The organism is Streptomyces sp. NPDC049040 (genome assembly GCF_043197715.1).
In the GTDB taxonomy this organism is placed as follows: Bacteria; Actinomycetota; Actinomycetes; order Streptomycetales; family Streptomycetaceae; genus Actinacidiphila.
Window position 1 is genome coordinate 499,478 of record NZ_JBICTO010000001.1, and the last position, 24,369, is coordinate 523,846.

22 protein-coding genes are annotated in these 24,369 nt (G+C 72.6%); 14 read left to right on the plus strand and 8 right to left on the minus strand.

The window, feature by feature from the left end:
• Positions 1–56 precede the first annotated feature (56 nt).
• The 3 genes from ACGFMP_RS02330 to ACGFMP_RS02340 all read left to right on the plus strand — a co-directional run bounded on the left by ACGFMP_RS02330 (position 57) and on the right by ACGFMP_RS02340 (position 2,911).
• Positions 57–911 (plus strand): glycerophosphodiester phosphodiesterase, encoded by an 855-nt coding sequence (locus ACGFMP_RS02330; protein WP_393669727.1) that lies wholly within the window; start codon positions 57–59, stop codon positions 909–911.
• Between the two features lie 80 nt (positions 912–991).
• Positions 992–1,711 (plus strand): ATP-binding protein, encoded by a 720-nt coding sequence (locus ACGFMP_RS02335; RefSeq protein WP_393669728.1) that lies wholly within the window; start codon positions 992–994, stop codon positions 1,709–1,711.
• Positions 1,712–1,927: 216 nt separating this feature from the next.
• Positions 1,928–2,911 carry a DUF5926 family protein gene (locus tag ACGFMP_RS02340; RefSeq protein WP_393669729.1) on the plus strand — a complete coding sequence of 328 codons (984 nt, stop codon included), beginning with the start codon at positions 1,928–1,930 and terminating at the stop codon, positions 2,909–2,911.
• Between the two features lie 283 nt (positions 2,912–3,194).
• Here the strand turns inward: ACGFMP_RS02340 and ACGFMP_RS02345 are convergent, their stop codons facing one another.
• Positions 3,195–3,389, minus strand: a complete 195-nt coding sequence (locus ACGFMP_RS02345; RefSeq protein ID WP_393669730.1) for a hypothetical protein — start codon at positions 3,387–3,389, stop codon at positions 3,195–3,197.
• 426 nt (positions 3,390–3,815) lie between these two features.
• A complete protein-coding gene (locus ACGFMP_RS02350; RefSeq protein ID WP_393669731.1) occupies positions 3,816–4,508 on the minus strand; it encodes a bifunctional DNA primase/polymerase in 693 nt (230 codons plus the stop codon).
• A gap of 577 nt (positions 4,509–5,085) precedes the next feature.
• Here ACGFMP_RS02350 and ACGFMP_RS02355 point away from each other — a divergent pair.
• Positions 5,086–6,669, plus strand: coding sequence for a PP2C family protein-serine/threonine phosphatase (locus tag ACGFMP_RS02355; RefSeq protein ID WP_393669732.1), 1,584 nt, complete (start codon positions 5,086–5,088; stop codon positions 6,667–6,669).
• 156 nt (positions 6,670–6,825) lie between these two features.
• A complete protein-coding gene (locus tag ACGFMP_RS02360) occupies positions 6,826–8,238 on the plus strand; it encodes an aminopeptidase P family protein (protein WP_393670300.1) in 1,413 nt (470 codons plus the stop codon).
• Positions 8,239–8,287: 49 nt separating this feature from the next.
• Here ACGFMP_RS02360 and ACGFMP_RS02365 read toward each other — a convergent pair whose 3' ends face one another.
• Complete coding sequence (locus ACGFMP_RS02365; RefSeq protein ID WP_393669733.1) at positions 8,288–8,779, minus strand: ATP-binding protein; 492 nt, start codon at positions 8,777–8,779, stop codon at positions 8,288–8,290.
• Between the two features lie 205 nt (positions 8,780–8,984).
• On the opposite strand from ACGFMP_RS02365, the gene ACGFMP_RS02370 reads away from it, so the two are divergent.
• The 9 genes from ACGFMP_RS02370 (at position 8,985) to ACGFMP_RS02410 (ending at position 19,686) form a co-directional block, all read left to right on the plus strand.
• A complete protein-coding gene (locus ACGFMP_RS02370; RefSeq protein WP_393669734.1) occupies positions 8,985–9,794 on the plus strand; it encodes a hypothetical protein in 810 nt (269 codons plus the stop codon).
• Positions 9,795–10,031: 237 nt separating this feature from the next.
• Positions 10,032–10,817 (plus strand): YcnI family protein, encoded by a 786-nt coding sequence (locus ACGFMP_RS02375; protein WP_393669735.1) that lies wholly within the window; start codon positions 10,032–10,034, stop codon positions 10,815–10,817.
• Positions 10,818–10,911: 94 nt separating this feature from the next.
• Positions 10,912–11,589: an SCO family protein gene (locus ACGFMP_RS02380; protein ID WP_393669736.1), complete on the plus strand. Its 678-nt coding sequence runs from the start codon at positions 10,912–10,914 to the stop codon at positions 11,587–11,589.
• A complete protein-coding gene (locus tag ACGFMP_RS02385; RefSeq protein ID WP_393669737.1) occupies positions 11,586–12,074 on the plus strand; it encodes a copper chaperone PCu(A)C in 489 nt (162 codons plus the stop codon). The genes ACGFMP_RS02380 and ACGFMP_RS02385 overlap by 4 nt, the downstream gene beginning before the upstream one ends.
• Positions 12,075–12,141: 67 nt before the next feature.
• The gene (locus ACGFMP_RS02390; protein ID WP_393670302.1) at positions 12,142–14,382 is read left to right on the plus strand and encodes a copper resistance CopC/CopD family protein; all 2,241 of its coding nucleotides are present in this window, start codon (positions 12,142–12,144) and stop codon (positions 14,380–14,382) included.
• Between the two features lie 376 nt (positions 14,383–14,758).
• Entirely contained in the window at positions 14,759–15,982 is a 1,224-nt protein-coding gene (gene efeB / locus ACGFMP_RS02395; RefSeq protein ID WP_393670303.1) for an iron uptake transporter deferrochelatase/peroxidase subunit, read from the plus strand.
• Positions 15,983–16,052: 70 nt separating this feature from the next.
• Positions 16,053–16,982, plus strand: coding sequence for a prephenate dehydratase (gene pheA / locus ACGFMP_RS02400; RefSeq protein WP_393669738.1), 930 nt, complete (start codon positions 16,053–16,055; stop codon positions 16,980–16,982).
• A gap of 542 nt (positions 16,983–17,524) precedes the next feature.
• Complete coding sequence (gene serS / locus ACGFMP_RS02405; protein WP_393669739.1) at positions 17,525–18,832, plus strand: serine--tRNA ligase; 1,308 nt, start codon at positions 17,525–17,527, stop codon at positions 18,830–18,832.
• Entirely contained in the window at positions 18,829–19,686 is an 858-nt protein-coding gene (locus tag ACGFMP_RS02410) for an HAD family hydrolase (protein WP_393669740.1), read from the plus strand. The genes serS and ACGFMP_RS02410 overlap by 4 nt, the downstream gene beginning before the upstream one ends.
• Here ACGFMP_RS02410 and ACGFMP_RS02415 read toward each other — a convergent pair.
• From ACGFMP_RS02415 to ACGFMP_RS02435, 5 genes are all read right to left on the minus strand, one after another.
• Complete coding sequence (locus ACGFMP_RS02415; protein ID WP_393669741.1) at positions 19,661–20,473, minus strand: rhomboid-like protein; 813 nt, start codon at positions 20,471–20,473, stop codon at positions 19,661–19,663. The two genes, ACGFMP_RS02410 and ACGFMP_RS02415, sit on opposite strands and share 26 nt — an antisense overlap.
• Positions 20,474–20,594: 121 nt before the next feature.
• Complete coding sequence (locus tag ACGFMP_RS02420; RefSeq protein ID WP_393669742.1) at positions 20,595–21,377, minus strand: ABC transporter permease subunit; 783 nt, start codon at positions 21,375–21,377, stop codon at positions 20,595–20,597.
• 13 nt (positions 21,378–21,390) lie between these two features.
• Positions 21,391–22,308, minus strand: a complete 918-nt coding sequence (locus tag ACGFMP_RS02425) for an ABC transporter ATP-binding protein (protein ID WP_393669743.1) — start codon at positions 22,306–22,308, stop codon at positions 21,391–21,393.
• Positions 22,305–23,171, minus strand: coding sequence for an ABC-2 transporter permease (locus tag ACGFMP_RS02430; RefSeq protein WP_393670305.1), 867 nt, complete (start codon positions 23,169–23,171; stop codon positions 22,305–22,307). Before ACGFMP_RS02430 ends, ACGFMP_RS02425 begins: the two co-directional genes overlap by 4 nt.
• Before the next feature lie 67 nt (positions 23,172–23,238).
• On the minus strand, positions 23,239–24,195 hold the full coding sequence (locus tag ACGFMP_RS02435) for an ABC transporter ATP-binding protein (protein WP_393669744.1): 957 nt from the start codon (positions 24,193–24,195) through the stop codon (positions 23,239–23,241).
• Between the last annotated feature and the right edge of the window lie 174 nt (positions 24,196–24,369).

Below are 24,369 nucleotides of genomic sequence, written 5' to 3' on the forward strand. Positions count from 1 at the left end.
CGCTTGCGCGGGGCCGATTCGCGTGGCCGCCGCCGGGGCGGTGGCACCATGAACCGGTGACACATGCGCGCGTGGTCCCGGAGGCGTACCCGGAGAGGCGACCTGTTCAGGTCGTCGCCCATCGGGGTGCTTCCGAGGATGTACCAGAACATACGCTCGCCGCGTACCGGAAAGCCATCGAGGACGGCGCCGGTGCCCTGGAGTGCGACATCCGGCTGACGGCGGACGGCGAGCTGGTGTGCGTGCACGACTGGCGGGTGAACCGTACGTCCAACGGCCGCGGCGCGGTCTCCTCGCTCGAGCTGGCGGATCTGGCGGCGCTCGACTTCGGCTCGTGGAAGGGCCAGCACGCCGACCCGGAGGCGCCGGAGCGCCACGACCTGGCGGAACGCAGCCGGGTGCTGACCCTGCGGCGGCTGCTGGAACTGGTCGCGGACACCGACCGCCGGGTGGAGCTGGCGATCGAGACCAAGCACCCGACGCGCTGGGCGGGGCAGGTGGAGGAGCGGCTGATCGACCTGCTGCACCGTTTCGGCCTCGACCGCCCGCCGCCGCCGGGTGAGGACTCCAGGGTGCGGGTGATGAGCTTCTCGTCCCGCTCGCTGCGCCGGGTGCGGCTGGCGGCGCCCGCGCTGCCGACCGTGTACCTGATGCAGTACGTGTCGCCGCGGCACCGTGACGGGCGGCTGCCCGCCGGGGTGCGGATCGCCGGGCCGAGCATGCGCATCGTGCGGGCGAACCCCGGGTACGTGGCGCGTTTGCATCGGGCGGGCAACCGGGTCCACGTCTGGACGGTCGACGAACCGGCCGACGTGGAGCTGTGCGTGCGGCTCGGGGTGGACGCGATCATCACCAACCGGCCCAGGCAGGTGCTGGCCCAGCTGAACGGCCCGATCGAACCCCTCCGCTGACTTCGCCCGGCGGCCGGGCGCCGTCCCGCCGCGCCCGCGGCACGCGCATATGACGCGGGGGCGTCCGCGGGGCATATGGAGTGCGTCAAGAGATCGCCGTTGGCCAGTTTCCGACCGTGTCCCAAGGGGCATCCATCCCGTGGCGTGGGGTGAAGGAGGTCTTGGGGGTGTCGTTGATGGTCGCGCAGGAGGTGCCGACGTCCTCCACCATGGCCCTTCCCCATGGACCCACCGGAGTCGCGGACGCCCGAAGGCGGATGCGCAGGGACCTGCACGCGCGGGACGTCCCCGAGACGGTGATCGACGACGCGGTGCTGATCCTTTCCGAACTGCTCAGCAATTCCTGCCGGCACGCCCGGCCGCTCGGCGAGGTGCAGGAGCCGGCCGAGTCCGCCGGTGCGCTGTACGAGGCGGGGTCCGGCGCGGCGGGTGCGAGCGCGCTGAGCGCACCGCCCGCACGGCAGCACTGCGGCATACGCGCGAGCTGGGCCATCGGGGTGGACGGGCTGCTGAAAGTCGAGGTCACCGACGGTGGCGGCCCCACCAGGCCGCGCCCTTCCAGCCCTTCGCTGACCGCGCACGGCGGCCGCGGGCTGGGCATCGTCGGCAGCCTGGCGCTGCACTGGGGTGTGCGGGACGACGCACCCGGCGAGGTCACGGTCTGGGCGCTGCTGCCGGTCCGCGGCCGGCATGCCCGGCGCGACGACCTCGGCTCCGGGGGTACGGGCATCGGACTGCCGCGCGGCATCCCGCTCGACCTCCCGCTGGACCTCGCCGAGTCGCTCGACGACCTGAGCTGAGCCGCCGGGCGCCCCCGGGCGCGCCTCGGTGTGCGCCGGCACCCGCCCCGCCACCGACGAGTGAGCCGCGGTGCGCCCGTACGGAGATACGTACGCCCGCACGCCGTACGCCCCCGCCGGTACACCCATACGCCCCCGCCCGTCGTGGTCCGGCGGCGGGCCCGCCGGGCGCTAGGCTCGCGGCCGGAATACCGCCGGAACGGGAGAGACCGAGCCATGGCCAAGAAGCGCGCGACCGCCACGAGGAGCAAGGGGGCCGCACAGGCCCCCAGGACCGCGGAAGGGGCGGCCGTGCCGGTGGTCGGTGCGCGCGAGCCCTGCCCCTGCGGTTCCGGCCGCCGCTACAAGGCATGCCACGGCCGTGAGGCGGCGCACGCGGTGACCGAGCTGGTCCGGCGCCCCTTCGAGGGCCTGCCAGGCGAGTGCGACTGGGTGGCGCTGCGCGAGCTGGTGCCCGCGGCGACCGTGCCGCTCACCCTCAAGGAGCCGCTGCCGGACGGGGTGCCCTCGGTCATCCTCGGGACGGTGCTGCCGATGGCCTGGCCCGGGCTGCGCCGGGACACCGGTGCCGTCCTGCTCGGCCTGCAGAGCGACACGGCCTCCGGCGACATCAGCCGCGACCTCGCCGACACCCTGACCCGCGCGCTGACCGCGGCGCCCGGCAACCCGGTGGAGGGCCGCAGGCCGGCGCCCGACGGGCCGCGGCTGCAGGACCTGCTCGACCTGGACGCGCCCTTCGTGCCCGAGGTGCACAGCGGCTTCGAGTACTGGCTGGAGGACGCGCAGACCGCGACCGGGGAGGTGGCGGCGTCGCTCGAGCGCGCCAACCAGGCCGCGATCCCGACCGTCCGGCTGACCGGTGTCGACGCGGCCTACTGGTGCGAGACGCCGGAGAAGAACCATCTGCGCTGGGTCATGCCGCACCCCGAGGAGGCGCTGCTGGACGCGATGGCGAGGCTGCACGCGGCCGGTACCTCGTCGCTCGGCGAGGGGACCAGGCTGGTCGGATCCTTCCGCGCGCACGGGCTGACGGTGCCGGTGTGGGACCTGCCGGTGGGCATGGGAGCGGACGAGGTCGAGAAGCCGGCGGCCGCGTTCGGCGAGCGGCTGGCGGAGACGCTGGGCCGCGACGAGCCGCTGACCGCGGAGGAGCGGCGGGCCAGGAGCGGCTTCACCAACCGGCAGATCACCCTCAGCTGAGAGCCGACGGGCGGGTGGCCGGGCGGGCCACCCGCAGAGCCGGCTCGAGATCCGACTGAGCGGTTGGTCAGTGATTCCGATCACAACTCCCCCCAAATCGAGGGGATTCGGCGGAACCGTCCCCTCCGGGGAATTTGCGTTCGGACGAAGTCTTGTTACCGTTTATTCAGCCCGGTCGCTGATGCATCCCCCGTCGTCAGCGACCGGGTTTTCCCTGTCCAGGGCCTGGTCGGAGGCGGTGTCAGGCACCGCTCGCGGAGGCTCAGTCGCCGTCCGCGCAGGCTCAGTCGCCGTCCGCCGGGCCCGTGGCGGGGCGGTGCGAGGCGCTGTGGCCCGCGTTGCCGTGCTGGGCGCCGTCGTGCGGGCCGCCGCCCGTCGCCGCGGCCAGCGGAAGGACCACGGCGAGCGCCGCCACGCTGGCGGCGGCGATCAGGCGCAGGCGGTCACCGGACTCCCGCGCGGGCTGGTGCGATGCCATGGTGCCGCTCCCCTCGTCCTCGACGGTCCTCGACGGTGCGCGCCGACGCGGCCCGACATACCCGACGCGCCCACGCACTCCCTGCCCACGTACCCGCTGCTCTCACGTACCCGCTGCCCGCGTACCCCCGGCCCACGCGCTCACGTCCACGTGCTCGACGGCGGAAGGGCCGTGGACCGAACATAGCGGTTTGGATCATGGCATCCGGCCCACCCGCCGCCTCTCCGCGGCCGGTCACGGCGACGGCGACCCCGAACGAGTGAGTCTGCGGCGCGCGCCCGTCCGCGCCGGCAGTGCGTCGACCGTACGCCGCCCCGCGTGTGTCACGCGTAAGGCCGGATGGGGGCGAACAGCGGACAGGACGGCACGAAGGGGTACGGCGCGGCAGGTGCCGCGCCGTACCCCTTCGCCGTCGCTTTCACGGCGTCAGAAAGTCAGCCGGTCGCCGTCCGGTGCCGTGCGCCCTGCGCGGACCAGTGCGTCCACCAGGGTGCCGATCGGCGGCAGCCAGGGCCCGGGGCCGTCGGCCGGCGCGCCCGGCAGCGGCGGGCGGACCCACCGCAGTTGCCCGGCGCTGCCGCTCGTCGGCGGCAGCGGCACATAGCCGCCGTCCCCGTGGTAGCGCAGGGATGTGGGGACCCAGTCGTGGCTGTCGAGGATCTCACCGAGGTCGGCGAGCGAGTAGGGCGCGACCAGCAGGAGATACCGGGTCGGTGTGGCGACCACCGGGCCCAGCCGGACCCCGAGGTTCTCCATCACCTCCAGCGCGCGTGCGCCCGCGACCGCGGGCAGGCTCGCCGCCGACACCCGGTCGCCGGTGGCGAGCACCACCGGCGCGTCGGGCCTGCGGGTCCACCAGGAGCGCACCATCCGCGGGTCGCGGGTCGCCGCAAGCAGCCCGGGGTCGAGCGGATGCGCGCCGGGCACGGGGCAGGTGGAGCGCCCGCAGGCGCAGGGCTGCGCTCCCACCGCCCGCCAACCGGCGCGCCGGTCGAAGCCGACGCCGGGCACGACCCTCCACTGCCACTGCTCGGCGTAGGTGAGCGCCGCGTTGAGCAACGCGGTCCGCTCCTTTCGCTGTACTGAGAGCTTGCGTCGCCTTCCGAGGATCTCGCGCATCAGCGCTCGTTCCTTTCCGTTAACGCCCAGGGATCTGCCCATTACAGAACGTAACTTGCCGAGCACACCGCATACGAGGCAGCGCATCACGCCGCCAGCCGAGCGTGGAACGTGGCGGAGGGTAGCGCGCATATGGCGCCTGTCTGTTCGCGGTGCCCTGACCGTGACCCACTGTTCGTGGTGCACGCCGGGCCAAGCACCCCTCGCCACCCGGGGTTGGGTCGGCCGTCAACTGATTACGTACATATGACGCTTGAGCCAGACTTCGGGTTCCTACCCATCGCCCGCAATATGACGCGCTGTTGGCTGGGGTCAGTCGACAGCGGGCATAGGGCGGGGGTGGCTGTTTTCGGCCAAGGTATTCCGGCAGGGGTGTCCTCCGCAAGGAGTCCGACACCAGTCCTTGTACCAGGACAATCCTGGACATGCCCACGATGGGGCGTGTAGAAGTGGGTTCCTTGATAGCGGCGCAGCACACATGGGGGTTTGCGATGCTAATCATGCAGGTGCTCCGCACACTGCGAACGAAAAGCGCTTTTTGCCCCACCTGCCGGCCACCAACCGGAAGTTCCCGGCCGTGAACCCGGCCCGTGTCAGAAAAGTGGCCGGAAGCGAGCCACTCGGGCCCGCTGCGGCGCATACTCCCGGTGCGCCTGTCGCCACCGCTTCCTCCGCCGCCGCCGTCGCGGCCCCGCCGGCACCACCGGCGGCCTCGGTTCCGGCGCTGCCTGAACGCGCTTCGCCGGAGCACTCGCCGGCCGTTCAGGACCGCCTGGCGTCCTGGGTCTGCGACCTCTCCCTGCTGCACGAACTGACCGAACGGCTCGTCCGTACGGCGTCACTGGACGACACGCTGCGTGAGGTCGTGCAGGCCGGGGCCACCCTGGTCGGCGCGGCGCGCGGGCTGATCGCCCTGGCGCCCGTCGACGGCCTCGGTCCCGACACCACCGTCGGACTCGGGCTCGGCCGCGCCGATCTGGGCGCCCTGGAGACCGTGGACTTCGGCCGCGGCCCGGTGGGCGCCGACGAGGTCGTACACCCCGACCTGAGGCACGGCGAGCTGCTGGACGCCCGGGAGAGCGAGATCGCCGCGCAGCTCGGCCTCGGGGCCGGCTACGGGCTGGCGCTCACCGCGGACGGCACCGGATTCTCACCCCGCCTCGGCGGCTCCTCCACAACCGGTGCGGGCCCGTCCGCACCCGCGGACGATTCCTTCACCGACCTCCGCGACTCCTCCACGGCAACCGGCGACCTCTCCACCCGATTCGCCGGCGCCGCTTCCGCCGCGGTCCCCAGGAGCCGGCTGGGCAGTGTCGTGTGGTTCTACGACGAGCCCGCGGAGCCCAGCGACCGGCAGCGCCGGCTGACCGGCCTGTATCTGCGGTTCGCCAGCGAGCACATCGCCCGCGGTCTCGAGCTGGCCCGGGTGCGCAGGGCCGGTGCGGAGCTGACCGCCGAGACGCTGCCCGTCCGGCTGCCGCGCGTCCCCGGCGTGCGGATGGCCGTACGCCACCGCACCGGACCGCTCGGCGGCGGCGACTGGTACGACGCCCTGTCGCTGCCCGAGGGCGCGCTCGGCCTGGCCGTCGGCGGGGTGACGGGCGCGGGGCCCGGCGCGGTCGCCGCGATGGCCCGGCTGCGGGCGTCCCTGCGGGCGTACGCGGTGATGGAGGGCGAGGACCCGGTCGCGGTGCTCTCGGACCTCGAACTGCTGCTCAGGCTGACCGAGCCGGCCCGCAGCGCGACCGCGCTCTTCGGCCATGCGGGCGCCCCGCTGCCGCCCGGTGGGCGCAAGGTCACGCTTGCGGGCGCGGGCCACTGCCCGCCTCTGCTGGTCGGCGACCACCGCTGCGAGTTCGTGGAGACGTCGCTGTCCGCACCGCTGAACATGCTCAGCTGCTGGGAGGCGCCCAGCGTCGAGCTGCACGTACGGGCCGGCGAGAGCCTGGTGCTCTTCACCGACGGGCTGCTGCACAGGACCGGCGAGTCCGCCGACCGGGCCTTCGCCCGGGTGCGCGCGGCGGCCCAGTGCGCGCCCGGGTCCGTACGCGAGGACCCCGGGCTGCTGGCCGACCACCTGCTGCGCACCGTGCTGCCCGGCGGCCTGGACGCGACCGGGGGCGAGGAGGACCTGGTGCTGCTGGTGGCCCGTTTCGACTGACATGCACCCCGCCTACGATGATGGACCGGGGGTTCATCGTGAGGAGGCAGGGAAGTGGCGGAGGCCGACCAGCAGCAGGGCGCGACCGGGGACGAGCAGCGCGCGGCGAAGGCCACGACGGCGGCGGACGGGCAGGGCGCGGTCAAGGACAAGCCGATCAAGCAGCGCAAGAACGGGCTCTACCCGGCGGTGTCGGAAGAACTGGCCGCCGTCATGAAGACCGGCTGGGCCGACACGGAGCTGCACGACCTGGCGCCGATAGCCCAGGCCGGTCACACCGCGCAGCGGCGTGCCGCGGTGTCGGCCCGCTTCCCCGGTGAGCGGATCGTCGTCCCCGCGGGAAACCTGCGGAGGCGCTCGAACGACACCGAGTACCCCTTCAGGGCCGCCACCGAATACGTCCACCTCACCGGGGACCAGACGCAGGACGCCGTCCTGGTGCTGGAGCCGCTGGCGGACGGCGGGCACGAGGCGACGGCCTACCTGCTGCCGCGCTCGGACCGGGAGAACGGCGAGTTCTGGCTGGACGGCCAGGGCGAGCTGTGGGTCGGCCGCCGGAACAGCCTGGCCGAGGCCGAGCAGCTGCTCGGGCTGCCCTGCCGCGACGTGCGCAAGGTCACCGCGGTGTTGCGCGAGGCCGCGGGGCCGGTCCGGGTGGTGCGCGGCCACGACGCGCGCGTCGAGGCGGCCCTCACCGACAAGGTGACCGCCGAGCGGGACGCGGAGCTGACCGTCTTCCTCTCCGAGCTGCGGGCGGTCAAGGACGACTTCGAGATCGGCGAGCTGGAGTCGGCCTGCGCGTCGACCGCGCGCGGCTTCGAGGACGTCGTCAAGGTGCTGGACAAGGCGGAGGCCACCTCGGAGCGCTGGATCGAGGGCACTTTCTTCCTGCGCGCCAGGGTCGAAGGCAATGACGTCGGCTACGGCTCGATCTGCGCGTCCGGCCCGCACGCCACCACCCTGCACTGGGTGCGCAACGACGGCCCGGTCAAGGCGGGCGACCTGCTGCTGCTGGACGCCGGGGTGGAGACCCGCTCCCTCTACACGGCGGACGTCACCCGTACGCTGCCGGTCAGCGGCCGTTTCACGCCGATCCAGCGGCAGGTCTACGACGCCGTGTACGCGGCGCAGCAGGCGGGCATCGACGCGGTCAAGCCGGGCGCCGCCTACCGCGACTTCCACGAGGCGGCACAGCGGGTGCTGGCCGAGCGGCTGGTGGAGTGGGGCCTGCTCGAAGGATCCGTCGACAAGGTGCTCGAACTCGGGCTCCAGCGCCGCTGGACACTGCACGGCACCGGGCACATGCTCGGCCTCGACGTGCACGACTGCGCGCACGCAAGGACCGAGGCGTACGTGGACTGCACCCTGGAGCCCGGCATGGTGCTCACCGTCGAGCCCGGACTGTACTTCCAGCCGGACGACCTGACGGTGCCGGAGCATTACCGCGGCATCGGTGTGCGCATCGAGGACGACATCCTGGTGACGCCCGGCGGGCACCGCAACCTCTCCGCGGCCCTGCCGCGTGCGGCGGACGAGGTCGAGTCCTGGATGGCCGCACTCCGCGGCTGAGGGCTGTCCCCCGCCGGGCACGGCCGGGCGGGGGGACGGGGAGAGCCCGTCAAGAGGCCTTGAGGAGCGCGTCGTCCCGCCACTTCAGGACCTTGTCGAAGGACACGACCGTGCCGTGCCCCGGCCGGTCGTGGAAGCGCACATGGTCCACCAGCGCTTCGATCAGGAAGAGCCCCCGCCCGTGCTCGGCGTACTGGCCCCGGTGGGTCAGCGGCCGGGCGGGGTGCAGGACCCAGTCGGGTTTGCGGTCGAATTCGGGTGAGCGGTCGAACTCGGGTGTGCGGTCGCGGGTTGAACCCGGCCCGGAGTCGGCGACCTCGATCCGGCAGCAGTCACCGTCGATCAGCGCGGTGACGCAGTAGCCGCTCGTCGATCCGGCGTGTTCCACGGCGTTGGCGCACGCCTCGGACAGTGCCACCGAGAGATCGAAGGAGATGTCGGGGTCGACCCCGGCGGTCTCCATGGTCCCCAGCAGAAGTCTCCGGGCGAGCGGCACGCTCGCAGCCTCGCGCCGCAAATGGAGGGACCACCAGATGCTCATGCTCCAGCCTCCTGGCTGCGGCTCGACATACGGTTACGTATTGCCGCGAAGGGCGCTCCGTAAGCGTGGTGTTGACGTGATGCCGCTCATTCGGCGGATGTGTGCGCCCGGCGTACGGGTGTAGGGAATCAGCCGGACACACCACCGCGAGCCGGGCACCCCCTTGTTCCCCGCCGGTGCGCGCGGTGAGAGGATGACCGCCGTCATGGCTTCCCCGACCGCCGCCGCGCGCGCAGGCGCCGGCATGCGTCTGCTGCGGGCCGCGGTGTTCACCGCGGTCTGCGTCGCGCTGGCCGCGGCCGGGCACACACTGGCCTCCGGCGCCCCGGTGCCGGTCTGGGCGCTGGTCTTCGGGTGGCTCGCGGTCCTCGCCGTCGTGGTCCCGCTGGCGGGCCGGGAGCGGACGCTGCCGGGCATCGCGGGCGCCCTCGCGGCGGGGCAGCTGGCGCTGCACACGGTCTTCGGCGCGGGCCAGATGTGCGCCACGCAGTCACTCACTCCTTCGAGTGACAACAGCGGCGGCCTGTTGTCGATCGCCGCCCGACTGGTGTGCGACAACCACGGGCTGCGGCTCAGCCCGCAAGCGGCCCGGCAGGTCGTCACCGACGCGGGCATCGACCCGAACGGTCTGCAGGCCATGCCGGACATGCCCGGCATGGCGCCGCCGGCCGGCACCTCGCACTCCGTCGTGGCGGCCCTGCCCTTCTGCTCGCTGCCGATGCTGCTCGGCCACCTGCTCGCCGCCGCGGTGGCGGGCTGGCTGCTGCGGCGCGGCGAGGCCGCCCTGTGGCGGCTGGCCCGGCTCTCGGTACGCGGCGCCGCGGAGCTGGCCGTCCTGAGCCCCGCGGTCCTGCACCGCGCCCACGCGCTGATGTCCGCGCTCGCCGCCGGGGTGCCCTGTGCCCGGCCGCGCGGCATACGTCGCCGCGCAGAGTCGCCGGTCCTGGGGCACCGCGCGGTCCTGCTGCGGCACTCCGTGGCCAGGCGCGGCCCACCGGTGGCACTCGCGGCCTGACGCGGTGTCCGCTCCTCCCGTGCACCGGGGGTGAGCCGACGGCGCGCGGGTCCGACCGGCCGCGAGCCGCGCAGGAGCGCTTCTGTGGCGCACCCGCGTACCCGTAGGGGCATCCCCCGCACATCACCGCGGGAGGACACCCGCTTCGTACGCGTGTCCCACGCCCGCTCACCTGCGCAGGCGGCGCGGCCCGCACCATGCCACCGTCCGCACCACTCACCGTGGAGTACCTCTGCCATGAGCAGTTCACGCATGTCACGCCTGCGCGGCCGTGCCGCCGCCGTCGCCGCGCTCGCCGGTGCCACCGTCCTGCTGGCCGCAGTACCGGCCTTCGCCCATGTCACCGTGCAGCCGAACACCGCCGCCAAGGGCGGCTACACCACGGTCGCCTTCAAGGTGCCCAACGAGCAGGACAGCGCGTCCACCGTCAAGATCGAGGTCAACGTACCGACCGACCACCCGATCGCGTCGGTCTCGCTGCAGCCGGTCCCGGGCTGGACCGCACAGGTGACGAAGTCGAAGCTGGACACGCCCGTCAAGACCGACGACGGGACCGTCGACGAGGCCGTCACGAAGATCACCTGGAGCGGCGGGAAGATCGCACCCGGGCAGTTCCAGCAGTTCCCCGTCTCCTTCGGGCCGCTGCCCACCGACGCCGCGTCGCTGTCGTTCAAGACGCTCCAGACCTACGACAACGGCGACATCGTGCGCTGGATCGAGATCCCCCAGGCGGGTCAGGCCGAACCGCAGAACCCCGCACCGACCCTGACGCTCACCGCGCCCGCCGACGAGGCGCCCGCCGCCACGGCCACCGGCACGGCCGCACCCGCCCCCGCCCCCGCCGCGGACAGCAAGACCGGCACCGCGCAGGCATCCTCGGGCGGCAGCGACAGCGACGGCACCGCACGCGCCCTGGGCGTCGCCGGGATCGTGGTCGGCGCGGCGGGCGTCGGCTTCGGGATCCACGCCGGACGGCGCCGCACGGCCGCGCAGGGCGGTCCAGGCGACGGCAGCGCCGCCTGACGGCACCGGATTTCACGCCGGGCGGCCGCGGTCCGCGGACCGCGGCCCCGTGGCCGCCCGGCCCACTCGTCATCGCACTCTGAGGACCATCGTCATGCGTACCACCATCAAGACCGGCGCCGTCGCACTCGCCGCCGCCTGCGCCCTGCTGCTCACCGGCTGCGGGGGCTCGTCCGGCTCCGACGCCGGCTCCGACGCGGCGCAGGGCTCGAACAGCCTGGCTGAGGTGAAGGGCGTTTCCACCCAGCCGGGCACGCTGCTCGACACCCCCTTCGCCAAGCCGCAGCTGCACCTCACCGACAACCACGGCAAGCCGTTCGACCTGGTCAAGCAGACCGCGGGCCATCCCACGCTGCTCTTCTTCGGCTACACCCACTGCCCCGACGTCTGCCCGACCACCATGAGCGACCTGGCCCTTGCCAAGGCCAAGCTCCCGCAGGCCGACCAGGACAAGCTCCGGGTCGTCTTCGTCAGCTCCGACCCGGAACGCGACACCCCCGCCCGGCTGACCGAGTGGCTCGGCGCGATGGACAAGAGCTTCATCGGCCTGACCGGCGACTTCACCGCCATCCAGGCCGCGGCCCGGTCCGTCGGCGTCGGGATCGACGCGCCGGTCAAGGAGAAGGACGGCAGTGTCACCGTCACCCACGGGGCCGAGGTGCTGGCCTTCTGGCCCAAGGACGACAAGGGCCACGTGCTCTACATGTCCGGCACCACGGCCGAGCAGTTCGCCCACGACCTGCCGAAGATCATCAGGAGTGAGGCGCCGTGAAACGGCGGCGCGCGCTCCTGGGCGCGCTGGGCGGAGTGGCGGCGGTGGCCGCGGCGAGCGGCGCCGCGGCCGGCCTCGCCGGGCACGGCCAGGGCCCCGGTTCCGGGAGTCCTGCCAAGCTCGCGGTGAGCGGCGGATACATACCGCGGCCGCTGCTGACCGACGAGGCCGCCGCGTATGTGACGGTGACCAACAGCGGTGGCACGGACGCGCAACTGACAGCGGTGACGACACCGCTGGCCGCGCATGTCACCCTGCACACGACGACCGGCACCACCATGCGCCAGGTGACCTCGCTGACCGTCCCCGCGGGAGGCCGGCTCACCCTCGGCACCGGCGGCGACCACCTGATGCTGGAAACACTCACCCACATGCCCTCGGTGGGCGAGCGGATCACCGTAAGGCTCCACTTCACCCACGCCACGCCCGCCACGGTCACCGTCACGGTGCCCGTGCGGCCGACGACGTATCACCCGAGGGGCTGAGCGAACGATGAGAAGACGCTTGTACGTGCCGGGGTACGCGCCGGGGTACGCGCCGCGCTCGGCGGCCATGCCGTCGCCGGTACGCCGTCCGGCAGCCGGCCGCCCGCGGAGGCCGGTGCGCAGGCTGGCGGCCTTCGCGGCCGCCTGCTGCGCGCTCTTCGCGGTGCTGCTGGCCACCGCCACACCCGCGTCCGCGCACGCCGCGCTGATCCGTACCAATCCGGCGGACGGCTCCGTGGTGCAGACCGCGCCGCAGCAGGTGGTGCTCACCTTCTCCGAAGGTGTGCTGCTGTCCGCCGACTCGCTGCGGGTGCTCGACCCGGCCGGCACCGACGTGGCCACGGGCACGCCCGGCCACGCGACCGGCAAGGACTCCGGGTCCACCGCGACGGTCGCGCTGCGCGCCGGGCTCGGGAACGGCACGTACACCGTCGCCTGGAAGGCCGTCTCCCAGGACAGCCACCCGGTGGCGGGCGCCTTCACCTTCTCGGTCGGCGCGCCCTCGAAGACCACCGTCGACCTGTCCGACCAGGCCGCGCTCGGCGGCGGCGCCGCGGGCACGCTCTACGGGGTCGCCCGCTACGTCGCCTACGGCAGTTTCGCGCTGCTCGTCGGCGGCTGCGTCTTCCTGTCCGTGTGCTGGCCGCGCGGCGCCCTGTTGCGACCCCTCCAGCGCCTGGTGGCCGGCGGCTGGGCGGCCCTGGTCGCGGCCACCATCGCGCTGATCATGCTGCGCGGCCCCTACGTCAACGGCAGCGGGCTCGGCGACGCCTTCGACCTCGATGTCATCCGCACCCAGTTGGAGACCCGGCCGGGCGCGGCCCTGGTCTCCCGGCTGCTGCTGCTGTCCGCCGCGGCGGTCTTCCTCGCCGTGCTCTTCGGCAGCTACGCCAAACGGGAGGACCCGGAGGAACGCACCGACCTGGCGTGGGGCCTCGGCATCGGCGGCAGTGTCGTCGCCGTCGGCATCGCGGCCACCTGGGCGATGGCGGAGCACGCCTCGGTCGGCATCCAGCGGAAGCTGGCGATGCCGATCGACGTGATCCACCTGCTGTCCATGGCGGTCTGGCTCGGCGGACTGATCACCCTGCTGACCGCGCTGAGCGCGCCGTCCACCGCAGGTACGGTCGAACGCGCCGCCGTACGCCGGTTCTCCGCCATCGCGCTCACCGCGATCACCACGCTGGTCTCCACCGGCACCTACCAGGCGTGGCGGCAGCTCGGCAGCTGGCGCGCCTTCACCGACACCTCCTACGGGCGGCTGCTGCTGATCAAGATCTCGCTGGTGTGCACCCTGGTGTGCGTCGCCTGGTTCTCACGCCGCTGGACGCAGTCCATCGGCGAACCCGCGGCGGCCAAGGCCACGGCCGCGGCGACGGCCCCGGCCGGGAAGGTCGGCAGGCAGACGGCCCGTCAGGCGGTCAAGGCGGCCGCAGGCGGCCCCGAGGCCGCCGATGTCACGGGTGCCGCCGAGGTCACGGGCGGCACGCGCGGCCAGGGCGGGGACGGCGCCGGCGGCCCGGACGCCGCGGGCAGCGCCTCGGCGCCGGCATCGGCGGACACCGCGACAGGCACGGCGACCGACACTGCGACGGGCTCGGGCTCGGGCTCGGGCTCGGGCTCGGCGAACGGCGCCGCGGGCGGCCGGGGTACGGGTACGGGAGCGGCCGCCGCGGACCCGGACCAGGCCGCGGGCGATCCGCGGCGCATGGCGCAGCTGCGCAGGCAGCAGGCGGCCCGTACCGCCGCACGGGAGCGGAAGGTCCGCGACGCCGACCCGTCCAGGGTGGCGCTGCGCCGCTCGGTCCTTGCCGAGGCCGGTATCGCCGTGGTCCTGCTGACCGTCACCACGATGCTCAGCGGCAGCCAGCCCGGCAGGGCCGCGGAGGAGCAGAAGGGGCTGGCGTCCGCACCCGCCGCACCCGGCGCGGCCACACCCTCCGCCGCCCCCATCCCGCCGCAGAACGTGGACCTGCGCATCCCCTTCGACACCGGGGGTCCCGGCGGCAAGGGCACCGCCGGGCTGAGCATGTCACCCACACGGGCAGCCACCGCCGCCGTCGTGCACCTGGAGCTGACCGACGCAGCCGGGCTGCCGATCAAGGCGCCGGAAGTACGGCTGGCCTTCACCCTGCCCGCGCAGCACCTCGGCCCGCTGCCGGCGAAGGTGAGCCCCTTCGGGGCAGGACACTGGATCGCGTCCTCCGTGCAGCTGCCGCTGGCCGGCGACTGGCAGGTCGCGTTGACCATCCGTACCTCGGACATCGACGAGGTGACGGTGACGAGCACCATACGGATCACATCGTGAGCGAGCAGGCATGAGCAAGGCAGGCAGGATCGGGACCACCCGCGGCGGCACCACCGCGGCGGGCGGCCCGGCGGCCGACGGCATGGCGACGGGCGGCGGTACGGCCTCGGACGGCGGTAGGGCGACGGGCGGTGGTACAGCCGCAAGCGGCGGCACTGCCGCGGACGGCGGCACAGCCGCGGACGGCGGCACAGCCGCGGACGGCGGCACAGCCGCGGACGGCGGCACAGCCGCAAGCGGCGGCACAGCGACGGGCGGCGGTGCGGGCGCAAGCGGTGGTACAGCCGGGGGAAGCGGCACGGCTGCGGGCAACGGCGCCGGGAAGGGCGCCGCTTCCGGCGACGGCGGCGGCCCGGGACGGGAGCGGCCCGCTGCGATCAGCAGGCGGCGGCTGCTCGGCACGGCGGGCGCCGTCGGGGCGGCCGGGCTGGTCGCAGGCGGCGCGGCGGGCGCCGGCGTGACGGCCGCGGTGGGCGCGGAGCCGACCGCTCTGACCACGGTCGGCTCGGCGCACATCCCCTTCGAGGGCGCCCGGCAGGCGGGCATCGTGCAGCCCGCGCAGGCCCGCGGCCACCTCGTCGCCTTCGACCTGGTGGCCGGTGCCGACCGCAAGGCCGCCGCCGCCCTGCTGCGGCACTGGTCGGACGCGGTGCGCACGATGACGCGCGCCGACCGCCCCTCGGCCCCGGCGGCGTACGACGACCAGGTGGCGTACGACGCGGGCCCCTCCTCGCTGACCGTCACCTTCGGCTTCGGCCGCAGCTTCTTCGGGCGCACCGGCCTCGGCGCGGCCCTGCCGGAGGCGCTCGCGCCGCTGCCCGACTTCGCGGGCGACCGGCTGGACGCCGGGCGCAGCAACGGCGACCTGTGGGTGCAGATCGGTGCGGACGACGCGCTGGTCGCCTTCCACGCGCTGCGGGTGCTCCAGAAGGCGGCCAGGGACACGGCGTCGGTGCGCTGGCAGATGAACGGCTTCAACCGCACCCCCGGCGCCACCGCGCACCCGATGACCGGGCGCAACCTCATGGGGCAGATCGACGGCACGAACAACCCGAAGCCCGCGGACCAGGACTTCGAACAGCGGGTCTTCGTACCGGCGAAGGGGTCGCCCGCATGGATGGCGGGCGGGTCCTACGCGGTGGTGCGGCGGATCCGGATGCTGCTCGACGACTGGGACCACCTGCCGGTGGCGCGCCAGGAGAAGGTCATCGGGCGGCGCAAGTCCGACGGTGCCCCGCTGTCCGGCGGCACCGAATCCACCCCGGTCGACCTGGGCAAGGTCGAGGCCGACGGCTCGCTCGCCATCGCGGGCGACGCGCACATCCGGGTCGCGGCCGCGGCGTCCAACGGCGGCGCGGCCATGCTGCGGCGGGCGTTCTCGTACCACGACGGCATCGGCGCGGACGGTGCGCCGGACGCCGGGCTGCTGTTCGTGGCGTGGCAGGCGGACCCGCTCAAGGGCTTCGTGCCGGTGCAGCGCAAGCTCGACGGCGGCGACGGCCTGTCGCGCTTCCTGCGGCACGAGTCGAGCGGGCTGTTCGCGGTGCCGGGCGGGGCGGGACCCGGCGAGTACGTGGGACAGCGCCTGCTGGAGGGGTGAGGGCGGGGGCGGGTGTCCTGCCAGTCGTGACCCGTACGGCCCACGCCCTGGGGGCCGTTAGGCTGATCGCATGTCGCCGGCGAGCCGATACACGTATCTGGGCCCTGAGGGCACCTTCACGGAAGCCGCGCTGCGCTCGCTGCCGGAGGCCGCGACCCGCGAGCTCGTGCCGATGGTCTCGGTGCCCGCCGCACTGGACGCGGTACGCGGCGGCGAGGCCGGCGGGGCGCTGGTGCCGATCGAGAACTCCGTGGAGGGCGGCATCACCGCCACCCTGGACGAGCTGGCGTTCGGCGGTCCGCTGATGATCTACCGCGAGGTGCTGCTGCCGATCGCCTTCGCCCTGCTCGTACGGCCCGGCACGGACCTGGCCGCGGTGAAGACGGTCACCGGGCACCCGGCCGCGCAGATCCAGGTGCGGCAGTGGCTGGCCGAGCACCTGCCCGACGCGGTGTGGGAGTCGGCGGCGTCCAACGCCGACGGCGCCCGGCTGGTGCAGGAGGGCCGCTTCGACGGCGCCTTCGCGGGCGAGTTCGCGGCCCCGACGTACGGCCTCGAGGCGCTGGCCACCGAGATCCACGACGCGCAGAACGCCACCACGCGCTTCGTGCTGGTCGGGCGCCCGGCGCGGCTGGCGGCGCCGACCGGGGCCGACAAGACGTCGGCGGTCTTCTGGCTGCGCGACGACCACCCCGGCGCGCTGCTCGAACTCCTTCAGGAGTTCGCGATCCGGGGGGTGAACCTGATGCGGATCGAGTCCCGGCCGACCGGCCGGGGCCTGGGGCAGTACTGCTTCTCGGTGGACGCCGAGGGGCACCTGACCGACCGGCGGGTCGGCGAGGCGCTGATGGGCCTGCGGCGGCGCTGCCTGAACGTCCGCTTCCTCGGGTCCTACCCGCGCGCCGACGAGGTGGCCGGGACGGTGTCCCGCGGCACCGGGGACGCGGAGTTCACCGAGGCCGCGGACTGGCTGAACCGGGCGCTCGACGGGCGGGGCTGAACTGTTCTGCAGGTTCTGCACAGCTACTGACGAGTTATCCACAGGTAGGTCGCACAGCCTGTGGGTAACTGGGGACAAGTCGACAGGAGAAGCCGACCTAGTCGACAAATCGGTACACAGGCTGCAAGGCATCACAGAGTGACGCAGGAGCGCCCTCGTCAGCACAATTCGTCCGAGACACTCGTCCGAGGGAGTATTTCTCACTCGAAAGTGCGTGTGGAGCGGGTTTTGACGGGGAATCCATAGCCGCGCATCAGACCCCGGGAATGATCTTTCCGTTCCTCCACAGACCTTCCCCACACCCTGTGGACAAACCGTGGAGATCATGGAGTGCCCTGTGGATAACTCACCGCGGGGACGATGATCAACTCCAGTTCTCCACAAGCCGGATGCCCCTCGGGAGGGACGTCCGCAATAGGGTTGACGAGCTGCCTTTACGCCCGTTATCGGTATTTCTCCCGCTTTTGCCACGAAGTACTCAAAGCGGGCATAAAGCCCCTAAGTTGTCGCGAGCGACGGCCTCGCCCCGGTAGCCTGTAGCCGTGATCGACCTTCGCCTGCTTCGTGAGGACCCCGACCGTGTTCGCGCCTCCCAGCGCGCCCGTGGAGAGGACGTCGCGCTTGTCGACTCCCTGCTCTCCGCCGACGAGCGGCGCAGGGCGTCCGGCACCCGGTTCGACGCGCTGCGCTCCGAGCAGAAGCAGCTGGGCAAGCTGATCCCCAAGGCACAGGGCGACGAGAAAGCGGAGCTGCTGCGCCGGGCCGGCGAGCTGTCGGCCGCGGTCAAGGCCGCGGACGCCGAGCAGCACCAGGCCGCGGACGAGGCACAGCGACTGCTGCTGGAACTGGGCAACCTCGTCCACCCCGACGCCCCCATCGGCGGCGAGGAGGACTTCGTCGTCCTCGAACAGCACGGCACCCCGCGCGACTTCGCCGCCGAGGGCTTCACCCCCCGCGACCACCTGGAACTCGGCGAGATGCTCGGCGCCATCGACACCGAGCGCGGTGCCAAGGTGTCCGGCTCGCGCTTCTACTACCTCACCGGTGTCGGCGCCCTGCTGGAGCTCGCCCTGGTCAACGCGGCGATCTCGCAGGCCACCGCGGCCGGCTTCACCCCGATGCTGACGCCGAACCTGGTCAAGCCCGCCGCCATGGCGGGCACCGGCTACCTCGGCCAGGTCGAGGACGACGTCTACCACCTCGACAAGGACGACCTCTACCTGGTCGGCACCTCCGAGGTCCCGCTCGCCGCCTACCACATGGACGAGATCATCGACGCGGCCCGGCTGCCGCTGCGCTACGCCGGCTTCTCGTCGTGCTACCGGCGCGAGGCCGGCTCCTACGGCAAGGACACCCGCGGCATCTTCCGGGTGCACCAGTTCGACAAGGTCGAGATGTTCGTCTTCACCACTCCCGAGGAGGCAGAGGCCGAACACCAGCGGCTGCTGGCCTGGGAGAAGCAGTGGCTGACCTCGCTCGAACTGCCCTTCCAGGTGATCGAGCTCGCCTCGGGCGACCTCGGCGCCTCGGCGTCGCGCAAGTTCGACTGCGAGGCGTGGATCCCGACCCAGGGCAAATACCGCGAGCTGACCTCCACCTCGAACACCCAGGAATTCCAGGCCAGGCGGCTCGGGGTGCGGATGCGCGACTCCGACGGCACCCGGCCGCTCGCCACGCTCAACGGCACGCTCTGCGCGGTCACCCGCACCATCGTGGCGATCCTGGAGAATCACCAGCTGCCCGACGGATCGGTGAGCGTGCCCGAGGTGCTGCGGCCCTACCTGGGTGGCCGCGACGTACTGGAACCGGTCGCCTCCGCCACATCCGCGTTCTCCGCCGCCGCGAAGTGAGCGGCACCGAGGCCAGCGCGGGCCCGTCCGCGCACGAACCGGGCGGGCCGCACGGGCTCCCCTACCGGCTGGTCGCGACCGATCTGGACGGGACGCTGCTGCGCAGCGACGCCACCGTCTCGCAGGCCTCCCGTGACGTGCTGGCCGCGGTGGCCGCGAAAGGTGCCGCACACATCATCGTCACCGGCCGCTCGGTGTCGTGGACCCTTCACGTGCTGGACGACCTCGGCTACTCCGGCCTCGCCGTCTGCGGGCAGGGCGCGCAGGTCTACGACGCGGGGGCCGGCCGGCTGCTGACGTCCGTCACCCTGGACCGGCAGCTCGCCGCCCTGTCGCTGGCCAAGATCGAGGCCGAGGTCGGGCCGCTCGCGGTGGCCGCCGGCCGGGACGGGCTCACCGGAGAGGTGCTCATCGGTCCCGGGTACATCTACAACCCCGAGCTGCCCGTCGTCCACGTCACCGGCACCGACCAGCTGTGGGCAGAGCCGATCAACAAGCTCTACATACAGCACCCGGACCTGTCCGACGACGAACTGACCCAGGTGGCCACCGACGTGGCCGGTGACCTGGTCAGCGCCACCATGGCGGGGGCGGGCATCGTGGAGCTGCTGCCGCTGGGCCTCACCAAGGCCACCGGCCTGTCACTGGCCGCACGGCGGCTCGGGGTGACGGCCGCCGAGACCATCGCCTTCGGCGACATGCCCAACGATGTGCCGATGTTCGCCTGGGCCGGCCACGGCGTGGCCATGGCCAACGCGCACCCCGAGCTGAAACAGATCGCCGACGAGGTCACCGCCTCGAACGACGCGGACGGCATCGTGCCGGTACTCAACCGGCTCTTCGGCCCGTTCTGACCTCGCCCTCGGTCCGCTGCTCCTCCCCGTCCCGGTCCCTCTTCCCGTTCCCGTCCCTCTTCCCGTTCCGGTCTCCATCCTGGTTCCGGTTCCCGGTGACGGGCACGAGCGGGGTGACCGCGTGGCAGCCCAACCCGATCAGCACCGCCGTCAGATGGCCGAGGTCGGTGTACGTGCCGTCGTCGAGCAGCGGGTAGGCGAAGAAGCCGAGGACCGCCGCGAGATAGAACCAGCGCCACGGCCGCGGGACCCGATAGGCGAGCACCCCGACAACCCCTGCCAGCCCGTAGCTCACCCCGATGTCCACGGTGTGTGCCAGGGAGTGCGGCAGCCGGTCGTCCCTTATACCGAAGAAGACCGCCTTCTGGCTGACCAGGGTCGCCCCGATGTGTGCGGTGGCCGCGGTGAACAGCCAGCGCCAGGTCCCGAGCCAGCGCTCCGCGGGCGCGTGCACCACCTCGAAGAGCACCGTGTAGAAAGCGAAGCCGGACGGGGTCTGGATCCAGAAGGCGCTGCCGATCAGTACGCGGATCGGGTGACGGTGCAGCTCGATCAGGTTCGTGCTGAAGTGGTGCAGCAGATGCGAGCGGACGTCCGGCGGTGCGAGGGCCATCACCGCACTGGTGGCCGCCAGGATCACCAGCCAGATGTGCGTGCCCGGCGACGACCGCGCCCAGAGCGCGGCGAAACGCCACGCGTCGCGCGGGGTGACGCGGCGGAGCCGGTGCGCCGCGACGCGGACCCGGGTGGACAGGGTCCGCGCCGCCTGCGTGGTCTGCTGGGCCATCGACCTCAGTCTTCACCGCCGCGCTGTACGCTGCCCGCCGACGTCGCGGCCGTACCGCCCGTCACCGGCCGGCCCGGCAGCCAGCGCCTGTCAGTGCCTGCGCTTCACCGCCGGGCACATGTCACTCGTCCCCGGCGAGCTTGAGGCTGCGCAGCCTGCGCCCGGCGAACCAGGTGGCCACCACCGTGACCACGGCGAGCAGCACCACGCTCGCCGGCAGGCCGACGTCCGAGCTGACCACGTCGCCGTGAGCCAGCTTCTGCGCCACGGCCAGCGCCCACTGCTGGACGCTCAGCGTCCGCGCCCCCGGCACCACATTGCCGATCAGGCCCTCCCACACCAGTGCGTAGACCAGCCCGACCACCACCGCGTGCCGGGTGAGCACGCCGAGCAGCAGGAAGATCGCGGCATAGGCGACGGACGCCACAGCCGCACCGATCGCGAAGGCGACGGCGATGTTCTGCCCGTTGCCGTTGAGGATGTATCCGGCCAGCAGGGTCGGTATCGCGGAGAAGGCCATGGTCACGCCGATGGCCACCAGCAGTTTGGTGAAGATGATCGTGCCGCGCCTGATCGGCTTGGCCAGCAGGTAGACGATGGCGCCGTCGTCGATCTCCGGGCCGATCGCGCCGGTGCCCGCGATGACACCCACCAGTGGCACCATCGCGCTGAGTGCGAAGCCCTGGAGCACGTCGTTGGCGGTGGAGTCGTCGGTGCCCGCCAGGGCTCTGACCGCGCTGACGATGATCAGCAGGAGGAGCGGGAGAGCGAAGAGCAGCAGGGCGCGGCGGCGGCCGAGCAGCGCCCGGTAGGTGAGCCGGGCGACGGTGGGGTGGTAGAGCCTGGGTCCCGTGGCCTGCGGCTGAAGGGCGCCGCGGCCGGCCGGGGCGGTGGTGACGGACATGTCGCTCGGCTCCTTACGCCGTGACCAGGTAGGAGAACACGCTCTCCAGGGACTCGTCCGAGGGCGAGACCGTGAAGAGCCGGATGCCGTGGTCGCGGGCGATCCGGGGCAGGAATTCGGTGAATCCGGCGAAGTCGACGGCCTGGATGCGCAGGGCGTCCTCCCGCAGGTCCAGTTCGATCGCCGCGGTGGACGCGTGCGCGATCAGCGCGGACGCCAGCAGCCGGTCGTCGCTTGACCGTACGAGATAGCGGTGCGGGCGGTCGGTCATCAGGCGGCGGATCTTGCGGAAGTCGCCCGAGGCCGCGTGCCGCCCCGCCACCACGACCTCGATGTGGTGGGCGAGCTGCTCGACCTCCTCCAGGATGTGCGAGGAGAACAGCACGGTGCGGCCCGCCGCGCCCATCCGGCGCAGCAGATCCATCAGCTGGAGCCGCTGCCGGGGGTCCATGCCGTTGAAGGGCTCGTCGAGCAGCAGCACGGACGGCTCGTGGACCAGGGCTGACGCCATCTTCGCGCGCTGCCGCATGCCCTTGCTGTACGTCTCGATCCGCCGGTCCTGCGCGTACTCCATCTCGACGGTGGCCAGCGCCTGCTGGGCCGCGGCCTCCGGGTGGGGCAGGCCGTGCAGCTCGGCATTGGCGACGACGAACTCCCGCGCGGTGAGGAAGTCGTACATCGCCTCGCGCTCGGGCACGATGCCGATCTCGCGGTAGGCCTGCTCGTTGCGCCAGATGGTGGCGCCGTCGAGGGTGACGCTGCCGTTGGAGGGCGCGAGGAATCCCGCCATCATGTTGATCAGGGTGGACTTGCCCGCGCCGTTGGGGCCGAGCAGGCCGGTCACACCGGGGCCGATCGTCATGGTGATGTCGTTGACCGCCACCACATTGCCGAACCAGCGGGAGACGTTGTCGATGCTGATCGTGGTCACGACAGGCCCACCTTCCGGTAGCGGTTCATCAGCAGGCCGAAGGTGCCCGCGACGATCCCTGCCAGCACCAGCAGGTAGACGATGCCGATCCCGGCGTTCGACGGTCCCGACCCGTGCGGGAAGGCGGAGTCCGCGCCGAGGAACCAGGTCTGGAAGCCGTCGATCAGGGTGATCGGCGAGAACAGTCCGAGCCAGCCGATGGCCTCGTACTTCTCCTGGGAGTCGGCGACCGCCTGGACGACGGAGACTGCCGCGTAGGTGATCACGAACACCGCGATGACCGCCGCGACCCCGAAGCCGCGGCGCGGGGTGACGGCTGCGATGACCAGGCCGATTCCGGCGAAGAGCAGGGAGAGCAGGAGTACGGACACCAGGCCCTTCGCAAACCCGGCGGTCTGGTGCGCGAAGCTCAGCTTCGCCAGCAGCGCGCCGACGTAGAGGATGACAAGCGGTATCGCCGTCAGCAGGAACAGCGCGACGGTGAGGGCCGCGTACTTGGCCGCCACGTAGTCGACGCGCTCTATGGGGCGGGAGAAGTACAGCGGGGTCGTCTTGAAGCGCAGGTCGCGGCTGACCGACTGGGGTGCCTGGGAGGCGACGAAGAGAGTGATCACCGCCTGGAGCAGGACCGCGTAGCGGGTGTAGGCGACCGGCAGGTCGTTCCGGTCGGCGAAGATCGCCACTGCGACCATGATCAGCGCGGGTGCGCACATCGCCCCGAACAAGATCATCGGCAGCACCTTGGACTTGGCGCTGCGGCCAAGACCGTAGGCGCCGCGCAGGCTCTGCGAGAACAGGGCCAACCGGGCATAGCCGCGGCCGAGACGGGGGCCGGTGTAGTTGCGGTAGCCGATGTTGTGGATGACATCGGGGGGTGAACCGGCTCGGGCGCCCGCGGCGGGGCCCGCAGGGCCGCCCGGGGCGGCGACGTCAGGCTGCGTCACGGCCGTCTCCTTCCTTGCTCGGGGTGTCTTCCCAGGTCGGGGTGGTGTCGTCGTCGATGAACAGCTCGGCTATCCGGTGCCTGCGCTGCTCCATCCGCACCAGACCGACTCCGAGGCCGGCGACGGCGTCGCGCACCGTGTCGTATGTCCCGTCGTCGGCGATGTCGACCAGCAGCAGATGCCCGCTGGCCTGCGCGGTGAGTCCGGCGCCGGTCAGCAGATCGAGCAGCTCGCTCTCACGGTCGGTCACCTCGACCGCGAGTGACGCGGTGGCCTGGGTGAAGTCGCTGGTGGAGGAGGCCCGCAGCAGCTTGCCGCCGTCGATGACGACGATGTGGTCGCTGGTGCGCTCGAGCTCCCCGAGCAGATGGGAGGTGACGAGCACCGAGATCCCGAAGTCGGTGTGCACCCGGCGGATCAGGCCCAGCATCTCGTCCCTGCCGGTGGGGTCGAGGCCGTTGGTCGGCTCGTCGAGCAGCACCAGTTTCGGGTCGTGGACCAGCGCCTGGGCGAGCTTGACCCGCTGTTTCATGCCGGTCGAATATCCGCCCATGGGGCGATACCGCTCTTCGTACAGGCCGACGTGGCGCAGGGTGTCCGCGGTGCGCTCCCGCGCGGCGGTGGGCGGCAGCCCGGACATCCTGGCCATGTGCACGACGAACTCGGTCGCCGACACGTCAGGCGGCAGGCAGTCGTGCTCGGGCATGTAGCCGACCAGGCTGCGGATCCGGGCACCTTCGGTGGCCACGTCGAGTCCGAGCACGGCGGCGCGACCCTCGGTCGCCGGGGACAGCCCCAGCAGGATCTTGATCAGGGTCGACTTCCCGGCCCCGTTGGCGCCCACCAGCCCGGTCACACCGGGGATGACGTCCACGGACAGCCGGTCAAGAGCGGTCACCCTCGGGTACCGCTTGCTCAGGCTTTCGGTAGCGATCACAGTCACATGGAGACCGTAGTGGCCCGCGCCACAGCCTGGCGTCAGTCCGGGGTGCCGGATCTGTGTACTCCTGGGGGCTGACCACCCGTAGGGGTAGCTACGACCACGGTCAGCGATCGGCCGGCGGCGGAGAGCTTTCCACAGGCACGTGACCAGGCCTTGACCGTGCCATCGGGCGAT